Source organism: Rahnella inusitata, from assembly GCF_003263515.1.
GTDB lineage: Bacteria > Pseudomonadota > Gammaproteobacteria > Enterobacterales > Enterobacteriaceae > Rahnella > Rahnella inusitata.
In genome coordinates this window covers 36,485-59,829 of the sequence record NZ_JYDE01000008.1, presented here as the reverse complement: position 1 = coordinate 59,829, position 23,345 = coordinate 36,485, and the positions used below count along the sequence as shown (strand labels likewise).

Sequence of the window (23,345 nt, the reverse complement as noted above, 5' to 3'; positions counted from 1 at the left end):
GCAATGCTGGGGTTGGCCCTACATCCTTCTATCTCTACCAGCATTCCCTTACTAACGCCTGAACGGCGGGAAAGCTCATCAAGCGACATTTTTTTCTGGCTGCGGTAGAGCTTTACGTGCGCGGAAACGGCCTCGTTTACCCTGGCTGCATCGGCGTCGGTCGTTATGTTGACTTTTTTGGTCATCGGTCATTATCATGTAATAAATCAGTCATTACAGGATTATCATATGCCAGCCGTGTCACCGTCAATCAGCTCCGAAATTTACCGCATCGCACCAGGATTTCGTGCACTTAGTATCAGCGTGGAAGCTACACCCGTGGCTGATGAACGGGTTGGAGAAGTCGCGCTGCGGGAAGCCTGCGAGTCAGTTCAGGCAGGGCAGCCTGCCTGGGCAGAGGCGCACCTGAACGCATGGGCGGAGGTATTTCGCACCTTTGGGGCAAAACCAAAACGAACACCCTGTTCAGCGGAAGCTTTGCGCAAGCGGGTTCTTAAAGATGGCATGATGGCCTCTCTCGATCCGGTGGTCGATCTGTATAACGCCGTCAGCATCCGATATGCCGTTCCGGTTGGCGGAGAAAACGTTTCGGCATACACAGGAAGGCCACGGCTGGTTGTTGCAGAAGGTACAGAAATCTTTGACACCATGAAGGACGGCCAGCCGGGAAGCGAGTCACCGGACGCGGGTGAAGTTATCTGGCGTGATGATACTGGCGTAACTTGCCGCCGGTGGAACTGGCGACAGGGCATTCGGACACGGTTGAGCGTGGCAGATAGCAGAATGTGGTTCATCCTTGAGAGTCTGCCGCAAATGCCGCTGGAAGATCTGCATGCTGCCGGCAGGATGCTGACTGATGGCCTGGAAAAAATGATGCCGGGTGCGCGTTGTCATACTGTTCTCATCAGCGAGCAGCTCTGAAATCGCCAGAACTGATTCGGATAAAACACAACGAGAGAGTACTTTCCATGTTCCTTAAGATGTACCAGGTTGACGCCTTTTCTGACCGTGTCTTTGGCGGAAATCCCGCCGCAGTTTTGGTGCTTGATAAATGGTTACCGGACAACTTGATGCAGTCGATTGCTGCCGAAAATAACCTGGCTGAGACGGCTTTCGTCATACGCGCCGGTGACGGGTGGGATCTGCGGTGGTTTACTCCAACGGTTGAAGTCGATTTCTGCGGGCATGCCACGCTTGCAACCGCGCATGTGCTGGTAACGGAATATGGAGTAGCGGGTCCGCTTTCATTTGCAGCCCGCGTCGGACAGTTAAAGGTTGAGGTGAAAGAAGACGGCTACCTCCTCGATCTACCCTGTATTCCCCCGGAAGAAATGACACAGCTTCCGGAGATCATCCAGCCTGTTTTCAGCGGTAAAGCTCAACACTGGTTCAGAAATTTCGAGAATATTTTTGTGGTTCTGAACGGAGAAGACGCTGTCAGATTATGCCAGCCCGATCTGCAGCTACTCGCCAGACTGGGACCAGTTGGCGTGGTAATAACAGGCCAAAGTGCGGGAAGTCAGTACGATTTCGTTTCACGTTATTTTGCGCCGGGCGCGGGCATTCCGGAAGATCCTGTCACCGGTTCCATTCACGCAACTCTAGTGCCCTATTGGGCTGAAAGGCTGGGGAAAAAAAACTTGTCTGCATGGCAGGCGTCCCTGCGAGGTGGATATCTGATGTGTGAGTTAAAAGAAAACAGAGTCATCATTGAAGGTAAGGCAGTGACGTTCATGAAGGCGGAGATTTGCGTGCCTGACTGATTTATGAAGTCTGTCTGACTCCGCAAGTTGGGAATAGAATTCATGTAGTTAAAGGGTAACAGGAGCGCGCTGAGGTGCTCTTTTCCATTTTGCACGCTCCAACTTTGTTCACCATTTCAGATTACAAGTCACGACGTCCGCTTTTCGCTCTCAGCAGACCTTCAGCGTCACGTGTTTGTCTGCTGTGTGCCAGGGGCGGACGTTGCTGATACCCTTCGATGTAACGAAAATCCGTACCTATGGCGAAGACCAGAATGTCCCTGCGTTTTCAAAGAAAGCAGCTTAGAGCGCGTATCCCCGCAAAAATCTCTGCAAGTGTGACCTTATGAACTGAGCATATCTAAACCTTGCCCTCCAGATACTCGTTTCCAATGGACTAAGGCTTTGTTGATTAAATCAGATTTTGAGCGAACATCTCTGTAGCTGGTTGTGTTTTCAGGCAATACATACTTTTTCAGGCATACCTGCCTTTGTCATTTTGTTCAGCGCATGCACCATGGCCATTGCCTCCCCAAACTGGCTATCGTAATCACTCAGCGTCAGTAAACCACTGAACAGTTGTTTTACCTTGTAAATCAATAATGCCAAATCATACACCAAAAAACGATAAAAATTAGATCGATAGGCAGTAGGCAATGCGAATAATCTTAAATGCCTTGACTGCCAGTGAGGTTTGGTTTTATAAATGGATTTACGAATTTAAAAGGATAAGTTGAAATGATTCAAAGGAAAAAAATCGAAGATCAGACTCTTCTCTATCATTTAACATGTATGGATAATCTGTCTAATATTTTAGACACAGGATTAAGATCTCGTGCGTCAGTAAAAGGCCAGTTTGTTGATGTTGCCGATGGTGAAATAATAACAGGTCGCGAAGCTTTAAATTTGCAAACAATGGTTCCTTTTCATTTTTTTACTAAAAATCCTTTTGATGGAAGAGTCCTGAGAGACCATAAAACAAAATCATTTTGTATTATTTCGGTTAGACGAACATTTGCCAATGAAAATGGTTGGAAAGTTATTCCTAAACATCCATTATCCTCCAGTTCTGCTGTAAGCCTTTTAGATTATGACCAAGGAATGGCCCAAATTAACTGGGAGCTTATGAATACAAGAGATTATAGAAATGCAGAATGCAAATCTGTGTGTATGGCTGAGTGTTTATCAAGTGGAACGGTCGAGCCGGAAAATTTTTTCTGCATCTATGTCAAAAATGACGACGAAAAAAAACATGTTGAAGGCTTGATAAAAAAGCAAGGATTAAGTATATTTGTAACAGTCAATTCTTATATGTTCTAAATCTATGATTAAGTATGCAAGCGGAAATCTTCTAACTTCTACATCGCAGGCTCTTGTGAATGCTGTTAATTGTCAAGGAGTCATGGGAAAGGGTATTGCTTTGGCTTTCAAAGAAAACTTCCCCAATAATTTCGAAGTTTATAAAAGAGCTTGTGGCATTGGTACAATGAAAATTGGACAGGTTTTACTTGTTGAGGAAAAGGGAAAGATAATCGTAAACTTTCCCACTAAGGATAGTTGGAGAAAAAAATCAACTTATGATTTTATCTCGCAAGGTCTTGAATCTTTAGCAAAATTCATAGTCGAAAAAAAAATCACATCAATATCAATACCACCTTTAGGATGTGGTAATGGCGGCCTCGATTGGAATAAAGTTGAGGCTCTTATTTTAAAAACTTTCCAAAATTTAGATAATATTGAGGTGGTAATTTACCCGCCTGCAACTAATAATCAACTTTCAAAAAATAAAAAAATTATTAATGCTAAACATCTTTTGGTTCACTACGCCTATGGAAAATTAAAAGTTAAGCAAAAATTCTCCCTTTATACAGTTTTTTATATTTGCGAGTGTATTGAGAAAGCAAATCTTTTCTTATTCGAATTTAAACATGGCCGGCCATATTCTTCTGAGTTAGAAAATGTTATGGAGGATATAGCAAACCTTAAAGTCGAGTTGCAGGGAGATTTTGATTCTTTTATTGAAGATTATATTAATACTCATCAATCCAAAGAATTACAAATCGAGTTTGGTAAGCTAATCTCAACTTTAAATCCAAGTATCAGCTTGCTCAATAACCTTAAAAATAAGATTGATTATATAGATAGCGTACATGTGATCACGAGAATTGCCAAAGAAAAACATCATGGCTTGCATATTGATGATTTCAATGAACATAAAAATATTGTGCAACATTTAATTAAAAATGGACTGGTAATTGAAGATATCTTTAACGAACTAAAAATAAAGGGAAGTTAGTAGCGCTATTTTATTTTTTTTGCTAAAATTGCGCAGCACTCCCTCTCACGCGTTATAGATGCGACGTAAATCCCGTCATGCGTGTTGTTTAATAAATCGAATTTTTTCTGTATTGAAGGATCAGAGAACGCATTCCCTGATAACGCAGGCACTCTCCTAGCTAAGCAGAAATTCAGAGTAACCAACTGGCACTCTTACAACAATTCTCTTATCAATTTCGGCTCCATGATTTCTGGCTGGACAATGAAGCAATTAAGGCGTGGTATGAGTCGTGCGGCTTGTATAAGTGGTATCATGCTGAATAACTCGAATTGACCTGCTCCCCGTTCATTAATACACCGCGATGTTAATAATGCCTTCTTCAATAACGTGAGGACATTCCCATGAAGAAGCATTTTTCCGACGAACAGATCATCAGCATCTTTCGCGAAGCCGAAGCCGGGGTTTTTGCCCGGGAACTCTGTCGCAAACATACTATTTCGGATGCTACTTTCTACACTTGGGGCAAGAAGTTTGGCGGCATGGAAGTATCAGAAGTGAAGCGGCTCAAGCTATAAATATCCCAGAAAATCGCGCCAGTAACATTTGAAGCCTCCATTGTAATCTAATTAAGTCAACGTCCGCTCCTCGCTCTCAGCAGACGTTGCTCAGTACGCAGGTCGGCTCCGTGCCTGGATCAGACGTTGTTAGCATCGCTGATGCCCTATTCATATGGGGCAGCTAAAGGAATATAATATGTTTGCTACTATAGGAAATAATGGATACATAGTCAGAGCCAATTTGCGAGGTGTAGAAAAATGAAAGAAATAAAGTTAATGGCTGATTATCATTGCCATCCATTATGGGGAGGAGAGCCGGATAATTTTGGGGATATATCTCCAGAAGGATTACCAATATCTTCAGATTTACAAAATAGTCTTGCGGATTGGGCCAAGCGATATGATGCCATACTCAATATAGATGATCCTGCATTATCTGATTTTAGCAGCTTGGAAGCGAAAAAATTATTTATTGAGGATGGTTATAAATTAGCTGAACGTCTTCAGAAAGAATTGGGAAGTACATACAAAATCATATATTACTCGAACAACTAAATCATACTCAATGCTCGATCAGGGTGACTATTTCCCCAGGTTCTAACGCACATCTACTCTATCTGGGCTGTCAGGGATGATGAAGTAATGATCTGGCCTTATTACTCTGCTCTCTTCCCTGAACGCAGTGTCAGTTAAACGCAAACGTGATGGCTGGTAAAAGAGCTACTGACGTAGCGGTGAATCATCAATGCTGGCGGGTCATTTGCAGGAGGAACGTTTACTGCTCCAAACCAGACAGGATTAGCCGGGCAGACGGAGCCAGAAATGTAAGCAGGTACGCCCGCAAACATACCCGCTATGGGTCTGTGGACATGGCCTGTAGAAATGGCGAGTGGTCTGGCAGGGGCGCGTCTAATCAAATCTTCCATTTCTGTTAGACCTCTGCACATCGTTTCATCAAGCGTCGGTATACCAGATGCAAATACGTGATGGTGCATAAACAGCAATGACGGAGGGCCGCCTGTGTCGCTAAGTTGATTATCCAACCATTCCAGATGGTCAGTCACACTGCCGTAATCCTTGTAATCAATCGTGGAATCCAGACCAATCAGGCGAATGCCACCGGTGTTATGAATTAAGTGCAGGGCCTCTCCTTGGGCATCGTGCGCCCACCGGTTCTCATCCCAAACAGAACGCATCAGACTGCGGTCGTCTGAGTTACCCGGCAGGATCAACGAAGGGTAATTTTGCTGATTCAGGCGGTCAGCTATCTGTTTATAACCTTCCTGCCAATGCCCATCCGTTAGATCACCTGTAAGTACCAGTACGTCCGGTTGCAGATGCGTAAGCCAATTTAGTACCTAGTCGAACCGAAACAGATGATCATTTTCGGTTGAGGCGTGAATGTCTGAAACCTGCGCTATCAGCATAAAGATCTCATACGATTACTGTGAGGGGAACAAGACTGTGATTTATGGCCATGAATCCGGTTTCGAATTTCATGTTTTTCACCACGATGGCAACAATGGACAGATTAATTAGGATCAGTAATTCAAAAGTTACGGTGAATCAGGCTGGCTGCAAAGGCAGTAGGGAATTCGCAATGAATCGCAAAGTTCAATTCCCACTGCTCAGAGCCAATGTTAGCAGGGATGCGTGAGGTCCGCTCCTCGCTCAAAGCTTCCCGCAATACTGCCAGTCAGTGCGAAAAGAAGACGTCAGATTTTGGACCAATCCAGACTGCCAATAGGGAACGTTTGTGTTAAAAGATGTTTATGGGCAGTTATGCCTGAAACCTGACGGAGCAGTAATGAGAACGCAGAAGCGATGTATGGGATATGTGGCCATAGTGGTTGATGACTATGATCGGGCAATTGAGTATTACACGGAAAAGTTGGGATTTACCCTCGTTGAGGATACACCGCAGCCGGGGAAACGTTGGGTCGTAGTTACGCCTCACCCGGAAAGCGATTGCAATCTTCTTCTTGCCCGGGCTTCAAATGAGAGGCAGGAAGATTCTATCGGCAATCAATGCGGCGGCAGGGTATTCCTTTTTCTTCAGACTGATGATTTCTGGCGCGACTACAAATCCATGAAATCAAAAGGCGTTGAATTTTCCGAAGAGCCTCGTGAAGAGGAGTACGGCACAGTGGTTGTATTTGAAGATTTATACGGCAACCGCTGGGATCTTTACCAGAACAAGCAAGGCTAAAACTCTTTGCCGGATACGTCCTCCATATGTAGCCGGGATCCAGCAAAAGCGCTGTCGTTTAGTTTTTATCGCGAGCAGCAGCGCCTGGATTACCGGTTGGTTATATAGCTTTTTAGAATCAGCCCGGCAGAAAGAATATGCTCAACGGTATAGTCGCGAGCAGCAGCGGGATCGCCCCGCAGGCAGGCGTTTAAAATATGCTCATGTTCATCCTGAAACTTGAGCGTTTCAGACAGTAACCGATGCTGCAAAAGCTCATACCTTTCTATCTGTGCGCGTAATTCATTTATCATTTTCAGCAGGCGCTGATTTTTACACTTGCGGTATAACAGCTCATGAAATTCCCGGTTGTATTGTCCCTGTTGTGTGGGTTCGCTGGCGCTGCCAAGAAGTTTGTGAACAAGCTCTGCCCGCGTAAGCGTTTCAGAATCCATGTGTTGAAGACTCTGAAAAATAGCATCACCTTCCAGTAAAGCCCGGAGTTGATAAATTTCGTCGACATCCTGAGCAGTAAGCGTCCTGACGACGGCTCCGCGGTTTCTGTAAACGTCAACTAAGCCTTCCCTCTCAAGCTTCTGAATCGCCTCTCTCAGCGGGATGCGGCTGACAGAAAACTGGCTGGCGAGGTCTCTTTCCACTAGACGATCTCCGTCCCGCAGTGAGCCGTTATTGATTAAATTTTTTAGCTCACTGGCAAGCATATCCGCGGTCGAAAGAAGAACCGAACTCATAAAACCTACTTTACTTGATAATTAAATGGTATACCATTATGCCATCTGTATAAGCACTTTGACAATGATTTGCAGTAAAAGCCATTAAGAATTGGAGCGAGAAATTTATGGAATACAGTTATTCGTCACATATATGCTGGACAGGAAATCTGGGGAAAGGGACATCAGGCTATCGTTCATACGACCGGACATGGGATATTTCTGTCGCCGGAAAGGAAATAATACATTGTTCTAATGATCCGATACTGGGGGGTGACGCCGGTAAAATGAATCCGGAAGACCTGCTTATATCCTCTCTTTCTGCATGTCACATGCTGTGGTATTTACATCTGGCGTCAGATGCGGGCATCACTGTAATGGATTATGAAGATTCACCGGTAGCAACAGGTGAGGTGTTAAAAAATGGCGCCGGGCGCTTCCTGTCTGCGGTACTCAGGCCAAAAATTACTGTCGTAGCCGGTACTGATATTGATGCTGCAATGGCTATTCACCATGAGATCCATAAAGTGTGCTTTATTGCCAGATCAGTAAACTTCCCTGTGAGCTATGAGCCTGAGTTTATTATCTCTGAAGACGCGCATTCTGCAACGGTGTAAAGCTCAGTGCCGAATAACGCCGGTCAGCGGGGCGATAGCTAACAGTGACTTGATCAGCCAAATCTCTGCTTTCGTTCAACGATGAGATTAAACCCCGGGAAGTTACCCGGGGAAAGAGTCAGACAGAAAGTTCAGAATCCTTAATATTAGCTATGGGTCCGAGGATCGCGTTATCAAACACCCGAACGCTTTCGCCGTTGGCCACTCGTTCTGGCCAGTCATGATTTGCCAGCGCACCTCGACCTAATGCTATGAAATCAGCGCCCATTTCCATCACCTGCAATGCCCGGCATTCATCATGAAGACTACCATTAGCCATAATGGTGAGGTGGGGGGCATATTTACGTCCCAGTTCAATCAGTGAGAGTGAGTTACCGGGGAATGCCGGCTGCCAGGCTTCATACTCGGTCAGATGAAGATAATCGATACCTGATTCGGCGAGCAGCGTAAACACTATCCGTGCATCGTCTTCACCATTAGCCCATTTATGGAAAAAGTCATTTACTTTCCCCTGAGATATTCTGATACCCACTGGGATGGCCTGACCTACACGTTGTCTGACAGATTTAATGACTTCAAGGCTAAGCTGAAGTCGGGCTGCGATATCACCCCCCCAGCAGTCAGTGCGCAGGTTAGTGTAATCCGTGAAGAATTGATCGAGTAAATATCCATTTGCTCCATGGATTTCTATACCATCAAAGCCAGCCTGGAGAACAGCATGTGACGCGGCATCGGCAAAGCTGCGGATAATGCCCTGAATTTCTTCTTCGCCAAGTTCGCGAGGAACAGGATATTCACCTTCCCCGCGATAAAATGTCATCTGATTGCCAACCGGACGAACGGCACTTGGCGCAACGGTTCCTTCACGGAAATAGTTACCCTGTGATAGCGCCCCTGAATGCTGAATTTGAGCAAAAATATGGCCGCCTTGTTGATGAACTGCATCCGTGACTTCACGCCATCCTGCAACTTGTTGCGGGCTGGTTAATCCCGCCTGAAAGGCATAGGTCTGAGACCATTCCTTATCAATATAAATGCCTTCGGATATAACCAGAGCAAATCCACCACGGGCAAAGCCCTCGTAATAAGCCTTCATACGTTCGCTTGCGACCCCCTCTTCAGAGGCGGTGACACGAGTCATAGGTGCCACCACGAGACGATTTTTTAGGGTGACGTTACCGATACTGCCGGAAGTGAAAAGGGACAATGTCTTCATGAGTTTTCCTGAAAAATTAAATCATGAATACAATATAATCATTGTTGAACAGGGCATAAACAGGGCGAAATGATAAGGCCGTATAACGTTTGTCGTTATAATTGTGTTTTCTCCTTTTGCTTAATCAAGGACGGTTGCAATGATTCATCTATCGGGGTCACCATGAATCTTCATGACGTATCGCTGTTTCTGGTAATAACTGAAACACGAAGCCTTACTCAGGCGGCGAAACGACAGGGTATTTCAGCAATGGCAGTTTCGAGACGCCTCGCGTCGCTTGAGCGCGAGCTGGGAACCCGCCTGTTACAGAGAACCACTCGATCTGTTTCATTAACTCAGGAAGGCATGGAATTCCTGCCTTATGCCCAGGCACTTATTGAGGCAGAGACGGGAGCCAGGGCACTTTTTTCTCCGTCAACACAAGGGGCCGCAGGATTACTCAGAATCACTGCGCCATCAGGATTCGGGCGCCGAAATATTTTGCCTCTCATTTCTGAGCTACTGGCAGATAATCCAGAGCTAAGTATCGATCTTCAGCTAAGCGAAGATGTGGTTGATATTGTCGGCAGAGGCATTGATGTGGCAATACGTATCGCCCCGTTAAAAGACTCCACACTGATAGCCCGCAAAATTGCTGACAGCCCTCGTGTAATCTGTGCTTCACCCGATTATTTGAAAGTTAATGGCATGCCTACATCGGTAGAGGATTTGAAGAAGCATCATTGCCTGAGATTAAGCAGCGTACCTCAATGGATTTTTGAACGTGGTGGCGACGTCTTCAGGGTCCGTGTTGAGGGACGTTTCATTTCGGATAACGTTGAAGGCGTAAGAGAACTCTGTGCTCAAGGTCTGGGACTTGCACAACTTACCCGCTGGGATGTCATGAAAGAAATCCGCAAAGGCACACTTGTTGAGATTGAGTTGTCAGATGCCAGACCTCAGGATTTATCTGTCTGGGCTGTTCTGCCAACAACACGCTACCTGCCTCTGCGGGTCAGCACTTTTATTGATAAATTAAAATCATCGCTGACATTACTCGCTACTTCATGAAATGCGACTTTTGTTTTCAATTGTTTAGCCAGCATAACGTCAAGTGAAGTTAAAGGCTGCTTTTCCCCTGATGTCCGCAGCGGACCCTAACACCCGCATGTTTGCCTCGTGTCAGAAGCGAACAGGACTAACATCATGATGTGTTGATCAATGGCGGGCAGGTCAAAGGTCACCAGTTTGTTGTCCTTTTCGTTCAGTTTTGCAAAGATGTATTGCACACGATTTAATTACGCGTTTAGCGGCAGGTTCTTCGCGCCACGCCCCACACTGTGTGCTCCTGCAGCGCTGCGTGTCGACGTCGAACTCTTTCTGCACTGAGGATTGCGATATGAACACCTTTTATCAACTGACGGCCATCAGCCTGAGTGGCCAGCTCATTCCGATGGCCGACTACGCTGGCAAGCTGGTTCTGGTGGTGAATACCGCCAGCCATTGTGGCTTTACCCCACAATACGTAGGGCTTGAAGCGCTCTACAAGAAGTACGCCGCCCAGGGGCTGGTGGTGCTTGGTTTCCCGTGCAACCAGTTCGGCAAGCAGGAACCCGGCAGTGCCGACGAAATCTCGCAGACCTGTCACATCAACTACGGTGTGAGCTTCCCGATGTTCGGGAAAGTGGAGGTCAACGGCGCGGCAACACACCCGGTGTTTCGTTATCTGAAAGACGAATTACCCGGCGTGCTGGGTGGGCGGATCAAGTGGAACTTCACTAAATTCCTGATCGGGCGCGACGGTAAACCGCTCAAGCGTTTTGCGCCGATCTCCACCCCGGAGAAAATGGAAGCCGCAATCCGTACTGCACTTGAAATTTAAGTGTCCCTGTAATTCGAATCCTTCACTTTTAGAGACTTTCCTGTAAACGAATGCGGATGTTTAACAGGCTTAGTGGGCAGCTATTTTTTGGTTTTCATCATTAAAAAATCAATCAGCGCTTTGACTCGTTTCGCCTTGCCGGTGCTTTTTAAGTCGTCTCACCCTTGCGAGTCAAATAGGGAGTCGGATGCGTAATAAATCGATTGTGATAATGGCGTGGTTAACGCGCCTTATCAGAAAGAGTGGCACAAACTTTAATGCAGCCGGAGAGAGGGTCGTTTATGAAAGCCGGGGTTTCTTTATCACTTTTGTTGGCTCTGAACTGTTCTGTTGTTGCTCAGGAGCGGAAAGTATCTGTTCCACCCGTAAAGCTTATGAATAAAAGCGGCCTGAAATATGAAATTGAGTGATTAACTTAACCACCCGGCAAGCAGGGCGGAAAAAATTAATTCAATCACGCCTTAAAATTGATGCTTACTTGCAAAAACGTCTGAAAACCAGTCCACAAATGCCCGTACAGTGGGGGGAAGATAACGTCGATCAGGATACAAAATAGAGACAGGCTTAGTGACGGTTGCATACTCGGTGAGTATTTCTGTCAGCCTGCCTGAATCAATGTGCGATTCCACTGTTGTTCTCAGAGCATGGAATATCCCCATTCCCGCCAATCCGCATGACAAAAGCACATCTGAATTGTTCACCAACATGGTGCTTCCCGGACGTTGTGAGACAACGTGCCCATCTACGACCAACTTCCATTCCATCACTTCACGACTATTTTCACTGAAAAAGTTAATGGCTTTATGATGCACCAGATCACCTGGCGTCAGCGGGATACCGAATTTATCCAGATAGGAAGGCGTTGCGCAGGTAGCCATCTGAACCTCACCAATACGGCGAGAGATAAAGCTTGAATCAACAAGTTCTCCCAGGCGAATAACACAGTCAATGCCTTCTGAAATCAAATCTGTCAGGCGATCTGACGCGGTGAGTACGATTTCGATTTGAGGGTAGAGAGCCTGAAATTCACGCAAAGAGGGGATGAGAATAGTGTGGGAGAGTGCCAGCGGCGCGCTAATTCGAAGACGCCCATGAGGAGGCTGGTTTGGGGAAACCGTTGCCATCATATCGCCAACATCATTCAGCAACGCTTTAGCGCGTTGATAAACTTCTTCACCTTCAACAGTGACACTCAGGTTACGCGTCGTGCGGTGGAGTAGTTTTACGCCTAAGTCATCTTCGAGCTGCTTTATAAATTTACTGACAGCAGGACGATGCAATTGCAGGGCATCAGCCGCCTTAGTGAAACTCCGCAGCTCCACGACTTGAACAAATGTACTCATTAACTCAAGCAGATTAGAGCGCATCGATTTTATTCCCCAGGGGTTATCCAACGTTTCATGACTGATATTGTGAATTATACCCCAGCCGGATTGTTTCCCCTGCAATAACACTGAAGTCCTTTTCTGTGGCTTTTTCCCCTGACTTCCAGTCTTTATCATTACCGCATCTTATCCGGACAACGTGGACGCAAAAAATGAAAGCATGGTTACTGAAAGATTTTGGCCTTGAAAATCTGCAACTGGAGGAGGTTGATACTCCGACCCCCGGTGCTGGCGAATTATTAGTTAAAGTGGGCGCCGTATCGCTAAATTTCAGGGATAAAGCGATTGTTGAGGGTTTTTACGAGCCTGATTTGGTGCCAAAGCCCCTTATTCCTGTTTCTGATGCAGCGGGAACAGTTGTTGCCGTGGGGGAAGGTGTTACACGCTTTAGCACCGGTGACAGGGTTGACTCTCACCTCTATTCGCGCTGGTTAGAGGGGGAGCCTGCAGCAGACGAACCTTCCTGGTGTATGGGCATGCCGCTGCCGGGTGGTCTGGCTGAATACATGATTATTCATGAGGACAGTGCTGTTAAAGCCCCGGAAAGTATGACGGATGAAGAAGCATCAACACTGCCTATCGCCGCATTAACGGCATGGTATTCCCTGATGGATATTGGCAATCTGCAACCCGGACAAACTGTTTTAGTACAGGGAACCGGTGGTGTCTCTGTGTTTGCTGCACAGATTGCCCATGCGTATGGTGCACGTGTCATTGCGACATCCAGCAGTGATACCAATCTTGAGCGGATAAAGGCGTTAGGTGCTGATGAGGGGATCAACTATAAAAAACACCCTGACTGGGAAAATAAAGTCCTGGAATTAACCGGGGGCAAGGGAGCCGATGTCACGGTGGAAGTTGCCGGAGGTAACGGCATTAACCAGTCTGTTGCCGCGACAAAAGTTGCCGGGACAATTGCTCAGGTCGGATTCCTGACCGGTCAGACATCGCAGCTCGATCTGATGCCGTTGATTTTCCGTCAAACGACGCTTCGTGGTATTGCTGTCGCACCTCGTTCATCTTTTGACCGTATGAACCCGTTCCTGAATAAACATAACATCAAGCCCGTCATTGAACAGGTTTACAGCTTCAACGATGCCGTTGAAGCGTTTAAACACCTTTCCCGTGGCGCATTCGGTAAAATCGTCATCAAGATTGACAGCTGATCACCAAAGTTCGACCTTTCCAAAAATCTGGCAGCTCATGATTGAATGCCAGATTAATTCATTCGTATGGATACAAACGATTTATGTGCTTTCGGTAAAACACTGTTTAAAATCACTCTGAAATGTCCGCTCTTCACGCATACCTTCCCGAAAATGCCAGCCTGCTTATAATACAGGTTTAACCTAGGATATTTCCGTTCTCCAGGCGGATCCGACGAACGAAGAGGGTGGTCAGCCGTTCACACGAAGGAAGTAAGATGCTTTTGCCAAAGTTGAGCTTTACCAAAACCGTATCTCAATCGTCATTTCAGGAATGAGTCGTCCCTTGTTTATTTCTCTCGATGGGCCCAAGGGCGTCGGCAAAACCACCCTGCTGGAGGCCATCACCAAAGTCCTAAGGGCGGACAACAAGAAGGTGATCCGACTTTGCGAGAAAAAAAGCGATCCCTTCAGAAAGGAAACCATGGCCCTCGTGAACAGGCTCGCCAGAAATCCCGCTCAGGATTTGGAACTGGAAGTTTGTGAGCGCTTTGCGGATAGCCGCGCCTGGATTTCCCGGCACGTGCTGACTAAACAGCCACCGGACAGCATTATCCTGATGGATCGTTGGTACCCGTCAGAAGCCGCGTTTCGCCGGATGGTGCCATTTGCCGAGATTTTACAGCTTAACATCGAACGAAACGTGCGAATGCCAGACCTGCATGTCGGGGTGGTTACTGCGCCTGATATTTCATGGGCAAGGGCCGCGGCCCGAACGCGCGGGCTGAGCAGTACTGTGATTCATAAGCTGGAAGATCATGTCGCTTGTACCAGCGCGTTCGAGCGAGAAATTACAGATCACGGCTGGTTTTTATGCCGTAATGAAGGAACGATCGAAGACGCAACGATGCAGGTTATTTCTGAGATCTACAAAGTGCTTTGATGCCCCGCAGGCATCCGTTTTGCGGGCAGAGCTAACGCCGTATGCCGTCAGTCATTACGGCAACACCTGCGATAACGTCCCATCGCCAACGAGTATTCCGTCGGCATAAAAACCTAACAGGTTCTCACCTGCCTTATCAACGCGTTTTTGCCCGCTCAGCCCGTTTTCATCTAGTCTGCGTAGCAGGTTAAATCCAGCAGAGATGCTCTCCACTTTTAACGCCAAAAAACCTTTGTTCTCCGGGGTAATGTTCACGATGATATTATTCATGAGTAGTCCCAATGTATTGGTAAGCGTAAGTATCTCGCCTAACCACACCATTCGCTTTCAGAACTTCGTTGCTGTGTGCGAAGGAGGGGGAACATTGATATTCCTTGAGTCAGTTTTGGAGTGTGACTGCATTACCAAATGGTCACTCGTTGTTAATCAGGGCTCGTTGAGCTAAGCTGGAAAAATGACTAAACACATAAATGTAAGTCCCCCAAGGGGGCCATCGGATCACAGTGTCCGTGATCAGGTCGTTGACGCTGCCACAGAGCATTTCGGGCATTTTGGTTATGAAAAAACCACCGTGTCAGAACTGGCTAAATCAATAGGATTTTCAAAATCTTATATCTATAAATTTTTCGATTCCAAGCAGGCGATCGGTGAGGTGATCTGCACTAACCGGCTGGCGATGATCATGGCGATTGTCAATTCAGCGATTTCAGATGCCCCCTCGGCCTCGGAAAAATTGCGGCGTTTATTCAGGGCACTGACTGAAGCTGGCAGTGATTTGTTTTTTCACGATCGCAAACTTTATGACATTGCAGCGGTGGCGGCGCGAGACAAGTGGCCGTCGGCTGAGGCTCATGAAGAGCGTCTGAGAAAACTGATTGAGCAAATCATTGTTGAAGGGCGGCAGGCGGGAGAGTTTGAACGAAAAACGCCGCTGGATGAGGCTGCGCACGCGATATATCTGGTCATGCGGCCTTACATCAGTCCGGTACAGTTGCAATACAATCTGGAAACGGCACCGGCGGCGGCGGCACTTCTCTCCTCACTGATACTGAGAAGTCTGTCCCCCTGAGTGGTGACTATTGACATTATTAGTCACTAGTCTGAGAATGCGGTTACTGTCCTGCTAATTCAATTAAGGGAACCCATGCTCAGGCTTAATCCTGCCACCTTTGCTGTTTGCCTGTTGCCGATTGCCCTTGTGGCCTGCGGTGACTCTTCCGGCACCGACGATCCCCGTACTCAGCCTCCTCTTGTCAGGTCTGCGACCGTGGAGAGTGCTGCCGATGCCTCCCGCGCATTTACCGGCGTTGTTGTCGCCCGGATTCAAAGCGATCTCGGTTTCAGAGTGCAGGGCAAAATCCTTGAACGCCTGGTCGATACCGGCCAGACCGTTAAACGCGGTCAGCCATTGATGCGTCTGGATCCGGTTGACCTGAGTCTGCAGGCACAGGCTCAGCAACAGGCCGTCGCGGCGGCAAGGGCCCGTGCAAAACAAACCACTGGTGACGAAGTGCGTTATCGCGGTCTGGTCGCTACAGGCGCAGTGTCGACATCGGCCTACGATCAGATAAAGGCCGCCGCTGATACGGCCAAAGCGGAACTCAGTGCGGCTCAGGCACAGGCCAATTTGGCAGAAAACGCCACGGGCTACGCCGTGCTGCTGGCTGACGCCGACGGCGTGGTGATGGATACGCTGGCAGAACCCGGTCAGGTTGTCAGTGCCGGGCAGCCGGTGGTGCGGCTTGCCAGAGCAGGGCAACGCGAGGCCATCGTGCAGTTGCCTGAGACGTTACGCCCGGTGGCCGGAAGTGAGGCCGAAGCAACGTTGTACGGTAGCGGTAAACAGGCTGTCCCTGCGAAGCTGCGGCTCCTTTCCGATGCGGCGGATCCGCTAACCCGCACCTTCGAGGCGAGATATGTGCTTGAGGGAGCACTGGCGAATGCCCCGCTGGGATCCACCGTCACGCTGCATATTGCAGACGATGAATTACCGGGTCAGGTGATGCAGGTGCCTTTAGCGGCCATCTATGATCCTGGTAAAGGGCCGGGTGTCTGGAGTATTTCGGGTAAGCCCGCCAAAGTGTCATGGCGGCCCGTGCAGGTGCAGGGATTGGGTGACGATGCGGCGAGGGTGACCGGGAGCTTAAAGCCGGGTGAACAGGTGGTCGCTCTCGGGGCGCATCTGCTGCATGACGGTGAGGCAGTACGCATGGCCGAACAAAGCGACACCCGCGTCGCCGGGAGCCAGCCATGAGCGGGGGGCGATTCAATCTTTCAGCGCTCGCCGTGCGTGAGCGCTCAATCACACTGTTCCTGATTATTCTGATTACCGTGGCCGGTATTCTTTCATTTTTCGAACTTGGACGGGCTGAAGATCCCCCTTTTACCGTCAAGCAGATGACCATCATTTCTGCCTGGCCGGGTGCCACCGCGCAGGAAATGCAGGATCAGGTGGCTGAACCGCTGGAAAAGCGTATGCAGGAGCTCAAGTGGTATGACCGCAGTGAGACCTACACGCGTCCCGGACTGGCTTTTACCATGCTTTCGCTGAAGGACAGCACGCCGCCTTCACAGGTGCAGGAAGAGTTTTATCAGGCACGTAAGAAGCTGGGAGATGAGACCAAAAACCTGCCAGCAGGCGTCATCGGGCCGATGGTCAATGATGAATTCTCCGACGTGACCTTTGCGCTCTTTGCGCTGAAGGCCAAAGGCGAGCCACAGCGACTGCTGGTGCGCGATGCGGAATCGTTGCGCCAGCAAATTCTGCATGTGCCGGGGGTCAAGAAGGTCAATATCATTGGCGAACAGGCCGAACGTATCTTTGTCTCGTTCTCGCATGACCGGCTGGCCACGCTGGGTATTTCGCCTCAGGATATTTTCTCCGCCCTCAACAGCCAGAATGTCCTGACACCCGCCGGTTCGATCGACACCCAAGGGCCGCAGGTCTTTATCCGCCTGGATGGCGCCTTCGACAAACTGGATAAAATCCGCAAAACGCCCGTTATCGTTCAGGGCAGAACCCTGCAACTTTCTGACGTGGCAACCGTTGAACGGGGCTACGAAGATCCTGCGACCTTCATGATCCGCAATCAGGGTGAACCGGCATTGCTGCTGGGCATCATTATGCGCGACGGCTGGAACGGTCTGGATTTAGGTAAAGCGCTGGATGCGGAAACGGCCAAAATCAATGAGGGCATGCCGCTGGGCATGACGCTGACTAAGGTCACTGATCAGTCAGTCAACATCAGTTCCGCCGTCGACGAGTTCATGATCAAATTCTTCGTCGCGCTGCTGGTGGTCATGGTGGTGTGCTTCGTCAGTATGGGCTGGCGTGTAGGCGTAGTGGTTGCCGCGGCGGTGCCGCTGACGCTGGCGATTGTCTTTGTGGTGATGGAGGCTTCCGGCAAAAACTTTGACCGTATTACTCTGGGCTCGCTGATCCTGGCGCTCGGGTTGCTGGTCGATGATGCGATCATCGCCATCGAGATGATGGTGGTGAAGATGGAAGAGGGCTACGACCGCATCAAAGCCTCGGCCTATGCCTGGAGTCACACGGCGGCTCCGATGCTGGCAGGCACGTTAGTCACCGCCGTCGGATTCATGCCAAACGGTTTTGCCCAGTCCACTGCCGGTGAGTACACCAGCAACATGTTCTGGATCGTCGGTATTGCCCTGATTGCTTCCTGGATCGTGGCTGTGGTGTTTACGCCGTATCTGGGCGTGAAAATGCTGCCGAAAATCAAAACGGTGGAGGGCGGGCATGCGGCGATTTACAACACCCGTCATTACAACCGCTTTCGCCGGTTACTGACCCGCGTCATCGCGCGCAAATGGATTGTCGCCAGTACCGTTATTGCGCTCTTTACGGTCGCAATACTCGGCATGGGACTGGTGAAAAAACAGTTTTTCCCTACCTCCGACCGCCCGGAGGTACTGGTTGAAGTGCAGATGCCTTATGGCACCGCGATTGAGCAGACCAGCGCCGCCACGGCGAAAATCGAAGCCTGGCTGAGAAAGCAGAAAGAGGCAAAAATCGTCACGTCCTACATCGGGCAGGGCTCGCCGCGTTTTTATCTGGCCATGGCGCCTGAGCTGCCTGACCCGTCGTTTGCGAAAATTGTCGTGCTGACGGACAGTCAGGAGGCCCGCGAGGCGCTCAAGTTCAGGCTACGCGAAGCGGCGGCCAGCGGCCTGGCACCTGAGGCGCGCGTGCGCGTGACTCAACTGGTGTTCGGTCCGTATTCTCCTTATCCGGTGGCCTACCGGGTGATGGGGCCGGATCCCGCCACACTGCGCGAAATTGCAGACAAGGTCGAAAAGGTGATGCAGGCCAGCCCGATGATGAGGACCGTCAACACCGACTGGGGGCCGCGGGTACCGGCGCTGCATTTTACCCTCAATCAGGACCGTCTTCAGGCGGTGGGGCTGACATCGAATGCGGTCGCGCAGCAGCTTCAGTTCCTGCTTTCAGGGGTTCCGATCACCTCTGTGCGTGAAGATATCCGTTCGGTGCAGGTGATGGGGCGCGCGGCGGGAGATATCCGGCTCGACCCGGCAAAAATAGCGGGCTTTACCTTAGTAGGAGCTTCCGGCCAGCGCATTCCGTTATCTCAGATAGGTGAGGTTGAGGTGCAAATGGAAGATCCTGTTTTGCGCCGTCGCGATCGTACGCCGACCATTACCGTGCGGGGGGACATTGCCGAAAACCTGCAGCCGCCGGATGTCTCCACGGCAATCATCAAAGCCTTGCAGCCGGTCATCGATACGCTGCCAGCCGGATACCGCATCGAGCAGGCGGGTTCTATTGAAGAATCCGGAAAAGCCACCCAGGCGATGGCACCGCTGTTCCCGATCATGATCGCCATGACGCTGTTGATTATTATCCTGCAGGTGCGGTCGATGTCAGCGATGGTGATGGTCTTCCTCACCGCGCCGCTGGGGCTTATTGGGGTGGTGCCCACGCTGCTGCTCTTTAACCAGCCGTTTGGCATCAATGCGCTGGTAGGGCTGATTGCGCTGTCGGGGATCCTGATGCGTAACACCCTGATCCTGATAGGGCAGATCCATCACAACGAACAGGAGGGGCTGGCGCCATTCCATGCGGTGGTGGAAGCCACGGTGCAGCGAGCCCGGCCAGTGTTGCTGACGGCGATGGCCGCCATTCTGGCGTTTATTCCGCTGACGCACTCGGTGTTCTGGGGAACGCTGGCCTATACCCTGATTGGCGGGACCTTTGGTGGCACCATTATCACGCTGGTGTTCCTGCCGGCAATGTACGCCATCTGGTTCAGGATACGTCCTGACCATCAGCCGCAGAATAGACCTTCGACACCGGCCAGACCTGTTTCCGCCGCGAATCAATGAATCGCTTTTGTCGCATCGTCTCCCCACAGATCACTGTCATTAGGTAATGGTCTGTGGTTTTCCTCTATCGACTGAGAAATTAAGGAACCTGAGGATGACGTATACAGGTCAAAAGCGCAGTTGCAGAACATCTTCCTGTCGGAGTGCTCTTGCTCTAACGGTTAAGAAAGATGCTTTTTTGTCAGTAATTTTTGTTGAGATTTGACTATGAAGACGCAAAGCTATTCGGGGGGCATTGAGGCAGGTGACCAGATCTCTCAAAATCCGCGACTAACAGGGAAGATTATCGTTTTGCTGGCGGGGCTCTCGGCTATCAGCACCTTATCCACAAATATCATTCTCCCCGCATTTCCGGATATCGCCGAGCAGTTAGGGGTATCAGCACGTGAACTGGGTCTTACGCTCTCCAGTTTTTTTATTACTTTCGCGCTGGCTCAATTAGTGGTTGGTCCTCTGGCAGACCGCTATGGCCGCAAAAAACTGATATTGGTGGGGTTGTCAATATTCATCGTAGGGACTGTCGTGGGGGGGCTTGCTGGCTCACTTGAAACGCTTATTATCGGACGCGTCATCCAGGCGTTAGGTGTCTGTGCCGCTGCAGTGCTGGCCCGAGCCATTGCACGTGATTTGTTCGATGGTGAAACACTGGCACGTGCACTGTCTCTGACCATGATCGCCACAGCGGCCGCCCCCGGTTTTTCACCGCTGGTGGGCAGCGTGCTGACCACCAGTTTGGGCTGGCGCGCGATCTTCATCCTCGTTGGCCTTGCGGCCTTTGCTGTAGGCATTTTTTACACCGCTACATTGGGAGAAACGCATCCAACTGAAAGGCGTGCTCCAGTTTCAATTCCGGGCGTGATTTTTGCGTATTTTAGGCTGGCAGTGAATGGGAAATTTATTCTTCCGGCACTGTCGGTGAGCCTGTTGATGAGCGGTTTATTTGCCTCCTTCGGTGCCGCACCCGCAATCCTGATAAAGGGAATAGGGTTATCATCATTACAAGTCGGTTTTTACTTTGCTGCCACCGTGTTTGTGGTCTTCGGCGCGGGTATGGCGGCTCCACCACTGGCGCGCCGCTATGGCGCGCAAATCATTACCTCGGCAGGTATCCTTACAGCGTTACTCGGTGGTGGCATGTTGTTGATTGGGTCTGAGTCTCCGGGATTAGGCTGGTATTCCCTGTCGATGGTGATGTACCTCTGGGGGATGGGGCTGGCTAATCCATTAGGAACAGCAATTACGATGGGTCCCTTCGGGAAACAGGCCGGGCTGGCATCCGCTTTGCTCGGATTTTTGACGATGGGGGCGGCGGCAATAACAACCTGGTTGGGTTCAGTATTGACTTTCTCCGCAGTGACAACGTTGGGTGGCATACAGACAACGGCCTGTATGATCGCGCTGTTACTGTTCCTGTTGCGAGGAAAATCAATGGCTTCGTTATCGCAAAAATAATGCATTCAAATGTGTGTGGGTTCAAGAGTGAACAGTCAGCATTGGTTTGAACGTGACAGCATCTGCGCAGGATGCTCCAACGTAAGGGTCACCGAGGTTTTGTTGACAAGGCCTTTCATTGTGCATGGTCCGGGTCGTTAAACCATAGTGGATATCGTCGAGAAATCTTCGACGTTGGCATAAGACTCGTTAATCTGGCCCTATGTCTTAATAATGAATTCGTTACAGGTTTTGTTTATCCAGTCTATTCCCTGCGTTCCCAAATATAAGATGGTGAGAATTCCTAACGGCACTTATCCAGATAGTCTGCCCACCACTGCATCATTGCTTTACGGGCTTCGAGATATTCTGCCTTATGGATGTAGGCTGCTCGAACGCTATTGCGTTCATGATGGCTCATTTGCTTTTCAACGACATCCTGTGACTACAGTCCAGACTCCATCAGGGCACTACAAGGCATTGCTCTGAATCCGTGTCCACAGATGTGGCTTTTAGTGTCGTTCAGAGACATTGTGAGTTCACTCCATAATCGAACTGAAATGACCCAAAATCAGACTCCAAATCTTGCCCAAGGCGGGGGGAGGGGGAAATAAAATGCGTCGGAAAGATTGTTCACGCTACCGTGTTGAATTTACATTATTCAAAGGTTCGTTCAGATTATGAAAAGCAAGAAGCCCGCTTAAGTTTCCTTAAGCGGGCTTCTTTAATATGGCTCCTCTGACTGGACTCGAACCAGTGACATACGGATTAACAGTCCGCCGTTCTACCGACTGAACTACAGAGGAATCGTGTGAACGGGGCGCATAATATCCAGAGGGCGCCTGGGTGTCAACGCTAAATTCGATAAAATACTCTGACTGCTCAGCATCTAATCAATACGGCTGAAAATCACCATTTTGAGCCTGAAAAAATGTCTTCTCAGGCCGGATTAACAATCACAGCGCTGTCCACGACGTTGCCGTGCCAGCGGGTCTTGCTGATAAAAACGGGTGAAATGGCCATATACCAGCGGAAACCTGTCGGACAGTAATTCTGGCGCACTAAAGAAATATTCGGAAAGCACCGCAAAACACTCGGCGGCATCGGTTGCGGCGTAGGCGTCCATGCTGGCGGCTTCCTCACCGACGGTGTCGATCTCATCTTGCAGGTTCTGCATCGCGGCCTGCAGGTCATGCTCCCAGGCAACCACTTCCCGCAGCGGGATCGGCGGAATACCGGTGACTTCGCCGCCGTTACGCATATCCAGCTTGTGCGCAGCTTCGTGAATGATGAGATTAAAGCCGGAGTTATCAAACGAATCTTCGATATCCTGCCAGTTCAGCACGATAGGGCCCTGATCCCAGCTCTGTCCGGCGTGGATTTGCATTCCGGCGTGGATAAGCCCGTTCTCGTCCTGCCAAGGCGTATCAACCACAAAAGGGGAAGGATAGAGCAGGATTTCATGAAAGCCATCAAGCCACGCCGCGCCCAGTTCCATTACCGGCAGGGCGAACAGCAGTGCGATGCGCGCCTGCATCTGTTCGGTCAGCACGACGCCCTGCAACGGCACCAGCCTTTTTTGTTGCAGCAGCTGGCTGGCGATTTGGATCAGGCGTTGCTGCTCTTCTGCGTTAAGCGAGGACAACAGCGGGATATTCAGCGCGTCATTCCACGCATCTGATTTCTCGATTTTCAGCTCATTTGCTTTCCACGGCCACTTAATCATCATTTTGCTCGCAAAGTGATTACGTAAACTGTCAGTACATGAGGCTAAAATGTTACTCCAAAACAAGTAACTTCAATAAGTTAGCGTCGTGCTGCACGAATTCTGAGTGGATGTTACACATCCGCTGATTTTAAGCAAAATGTGCAGTCATCTAATAAGAC

The 23,345-nt window shown here is 49.4% G+C and carries 21 protein-coding genes, 1 tRNA gene and 5 pseudogenes; 17 read left to right on the top strand and 10 right to left on the bottom strand.

All coding sequences use genetic code 11. The features are described from left to right. Nucleotides 1–185, bottom strand: a 185-nt coding sequence (locus TU92_RS05555) for a helix-turn-helix domain-containing protein (RefSeq protein ID WP_136627579.1), incomplete at its 3' end; no start/stop codon positions are given. Nucleotides 186–228: 43 nt separating this feature from the next. Between TU92_RS05555 and TU92_RS05550 the strand changes: the two genes are divergently transcribed. Together TU92_RS05550 and TU92_RS05545 are read left to right on the top strand one after the other, a co-directional pair. Next, nucleotides 229–921, top strand: coding sequence for a B3/B4 domain-containing protein (locus TU92_RS05550; protein ID WP_112165102.1), 693 nt, complete (start codon nt 229–231; stop codon nt 919–921). 59 nt (nt 922–980) lie between these two features. After that, nucleotides 981–1,763, top strand: a complete 783-nt coding sequence (locus tag TU92_RS05545; RefSeq protein ID WP_244207836.1) for a PhzF family phenazine biosynthesis protein — start codon at nt 981–983, stop codon at nt 1,761–1,763. Between the two features lie 435 nt (nt 1,764–2,198). Here TU92_RS05545 and TU92_RS05540 read toward each other — a convergent pair. After that, nucleotides 2,199–2,339, bottom strand: a pseudogene (locus TU92_RS05540) (IS5/IS1182 family transposase); the annotation flags it as partial. Between the two features lie 141 nt (nt 2,340–2,480). Here TU92_RS05540 and TU92_RS05535 point away from each other — a divergent pair. From TU92_RS05535 to TU92_RS05515, 5 genes and pseudogenes are all read left to right on the top strand, one after another. After that, the gene (locus TU92_RS05535) at nt 2,481–3,062 is read left to right on the top strand and encodes a DarT ssDNA thymidine ADP-ribosyltransferase family protein (RefSeq protein ID WP_112165098.1); all 582 of its coding nucleotides are present in this window, start codon (nt 2,481–2,483) and stop codon (nt 3,060–3,062) included. A 4-nt stretch (nt 3,063–3,066) separates the two neighbouring features. Next, nucleotides 3,067–4,038 (top strand): macro domain-containing protein, encoded by a 972-nt coding sequence (locus tag TU92_RS05530; RefSeq protein WP_112165096.1) that lies wholly within the window; start codon nt 3,067–3,069, stop codon nt 4,036–4,038. A 112-nt stretch (nt 4,039–4,150) separates the two neighbouring features. Next, nucleotides 4,151–4,310, top strand: a pseudogene (locus TU92_RS22425) (IS5/IS1182 family transposase); the annotation flags it as partial. Nucleotides 4,311–4,421: 111 nt separating this feature from the next. Continuing rightward, a pseudogene (locus tag TU92_RS05520) lies at nt 4,422–4,589 on the top strand (transposase); the annotation flags it as partial. A 246-nt stretch (nt 4,590–4,835) separates the two neighbouring features. Next, on the top strand, nt 4,836–5,132 hold the full coding sequence (locus TU92_RS05515) for a hypothetical protein (protein WP_112165094.1): 297 nt from the start codon (nt 4,836–4,838) through the stop codon (nt 5,130–5,132). 134 nt (nt 5,133–5,266) lie between these two features. Here TU92_RS05515 and TU92_RS05510 read toward each other — a convergent pair. Then, nucleotides 5,267–6,004: pseudogene (locus TU92_RS05510) on the bottom strand (metallophosphoesterase). Nucleotides 6,005–6,384: 380 nt separating this feature from the next. Here TU92_RS05510 and TU92_RS05505 point away from each other — a divergent pair. After that, entirely contained in the window at nt 6,385–6,786 is a 402-nt protein-coding gene (locus TU92_RS05505) for a VOC family protein (RefSeq protein WP_112165092.1), read from the top strand. An 89-nt stretch (nt 6,787–6,875) separates the two neighbouring features. Here the strand turns inward: TU92_RS05505 and TU92_RS05500 are convergent, their stop codons facing one another. Continuing rightward, nucleotides 6,876–7,517 (bottom strand): GntR family transcriptional regulator, encoded by a 642-nt coding sequence (locus tag TU92_RS05500; protein ID WP_112165090.1) that lies wholly within the window; start codon nt 7,515–7,517, stop codon nt 6,876–6,878. 107 nt (nt 7,518–7,624) lie between these two features. On the opposite strand from TU92_RS05500, the gene TU92_RS05495 reads away from it, so the two are divergent. Continuing rightward, complete coding sequence (locus tag TU92_RS05495) at nt 7,625–8,113, top strand: OsmC family protein (RefSeq protein ID WP_112165087.1); 489 nt, start codon at nt 7,625–7,627, stop codon at nt 8,111–8,113. Between the two features lie 118 nt (nt 8,114–8,231). Here TU92_RS05495 and TU92_RS05490 read toward each other — a convergent pair whose 3' ends face one another. After that, nucleotides 8,232–9,329 carry an NADH:flavin oxidoreductase gene (locus TU92_RS05490; RefSeq protein ID WP_112165085.1) on the bottom strand — a complete coding sequence of 366 codons (1,098 nt, stop codon included), beginning with the start codon at nt 9,327–9,329 and terminating at the stop codon, nt 8,232–8,234. 162 nt (nt 9,330–9,491) lie between these two features. On the opposite strand from TU92_RS05490, the gene TU92_RS05485 reads away from it, so the two are divergent. Beyond that, a complete protein-coding gene (locus TU92_RS05485) occupies nt 9,492–10,379 on the top strand; it encodes a LysR family transcriptional regulator (RefSeq protein WP_167457533.1) in 888 nt (295 codons plus the stop codon). Nucleotides 10,380–10,707: 328 nt separating this feature from the next. Further along, a complete protein-coding gene (locus tag TU92_RS05480) occupies nt 10,708–11,190 on the top strand; it encodes a glutathione peroxidase (RefSeq protein WP_112165080.1) in 483 nt (160 codons plus the stop codon). A 461-nt stretch (nt 11,191–11,651) separates the two neighbouring features. On the opposite strand, the gene TU92_RS05470 is transcribed toward TU92_RS05480, so the two are convergent. Then, nucleotides 11,652–12,557 carry a LysR family transcriptional regulator gene (locus TU92_RS05470; RefSeq protein ID WP_112165108.1) on the bottom strand — a complete coding sequence of 302 codons (906 nt, stop codon included), beginning with the start codon at nt 12,555–12,557 and terminating at the stop codon, nt 11,652–11,654. A gap of 170 nt (nt 12,558–12,727) precedes the next feature. Here TU92_RS05470 and TU92_RS05465 point away from each other — a divergent pair, with 170 nt between their 5' ends. Continuing rightward, on the top strand, nt 12,728–13,741 hold the full coding sequence (locus TU92_RS05465; RefSeq protein ID WP_112165078.1) for a zinc-dependent alcohol dehydrogenase family protein: 1,014 nt from the start codon (nt 12,728–12,730) through the stop codon (nt 13,739–13,741). A gap of 313 nt (nt 13,742–14,054) precedes the next feature. Continuing rightward, complete coding sequence (locus tag TU92_RS05460) at nt 14,055–14,663, top strand: dTMP kinase (RefSeq protein WP_112165076.1); 609 nt, start codon at nt 14,055–14,057, stop codon at nt 14,661–14,663. A 54-nt stretch (nt 14,664–14,717) separates the two neighbouring features. Here TU92_RS05460 and TU92_RS05455 read toward each other — a convergent pair whose 3' ends face one another. Continuing rightward, complete coding sequence (locus TU92_RS05455) at nt 14,718–14,933, bottom strand: hypothetical protein (RefSeq protein ID WP_136627578.1); 216 nt, start codon at nt 14,931–14,933, stop codon at nt 14,718–14,720. 184 nt (nt 14,934–15,117) lie between these two features. Between TU92_RS05455 and TU92_RS05450 the strand changes: the two genes are divergently transcribed. The 4 genes from TU92_RS05450 (at nt 15,118) to TU92_RS05435 (ending at nt 21,479) form a co-directional block, all read left to right on the top strand. After that, nucleotides 15,118–15,732, top strand: a complete 615-nt coding sequence (locus TU92_RS05450) for a TetR/AcrR family transcriptional regulator (RefSeq protein WP_112165072.1) — start codon at nt 15,118–15,120, stop codon at nt 15,730–15,732. A gap of 75 nt (nt 15,733–15,807) precedes the next feature. Further along, nucleotides 15,808–16,917, top strand: a complete 1,110-nt coding sequence (locus tag TU92_RS05445) for an efflux RND transporter periplasmic adaptor subunit (RefSeq protein ID WP_112165070.1) — start codon at nt 15,808–15,810, stop codon at nt 16,915–16,917. Next, nucleotides 16,914–20,027, top strand: a complete 3,114-nt coding sequence (locus TU92_RS05440; RefSeq protein ID WP_112165067.1) for an efflux RND transporter permease subunit — start codon at nt 16,914–16,916, stop codon at nt 20,025–20,027. The genes TU92_RS05445 and TU92_RS05440 overlap by 4 nt, the downstream gene beginning before the upstream one ends. 207 nt (nt 20,028–20,234) lie before the next feature. Further along, the gene (locus tag TU92_RS05435) at nt 20,235–21,479 is read left to right on the top strand and encodes a multidrug effflux MFS transporter (protein WP_112165065.1); all 1,245 of its coding nucleotides are present in this window, start codon (nt 20,235–20,237) and stop codon (nt 21,477–21,479) included. Nucleotides 21,480–21,762: 283 nt separating this feature from the next. Here TU92_RS05435 and TU92_RS05430 read toward each other — a convergent pair. From TU92_RS05430 to mtfA, 3 genes and pseudogenes are all read right to left on the bottom strand, one after another. After that, nucleotides 21,763–21,978 (bottom strand): annotated as a pseudogene (locus TU92_RS05430) (tyrosine-type recombinase/integrase); the annotation flags it as partial. 210 nt (nt 21,979–22,188) lie between these two features. Further along, a tRNA-Asn gene (locus tag TU92_RS05425) sits at nt 22,189–22,264 on the bottom strand. Nucleotides 22,265–22,407: 143 nt separating this feature from the next. Continuing rightward, complete coding sequence (gene mtfA / locus TU92_RS05420; RefSeq protein WP_112165063.1) at nt 22,408–23,184, bottom strand: DgsA anti-repressor MtfA; 777 nt, start codon at nt 23,182–23,184, stop codon at nt 22,408–22,410. Nucleotides 23,185–23,345 lie beyond the last annotated feature (161 nt).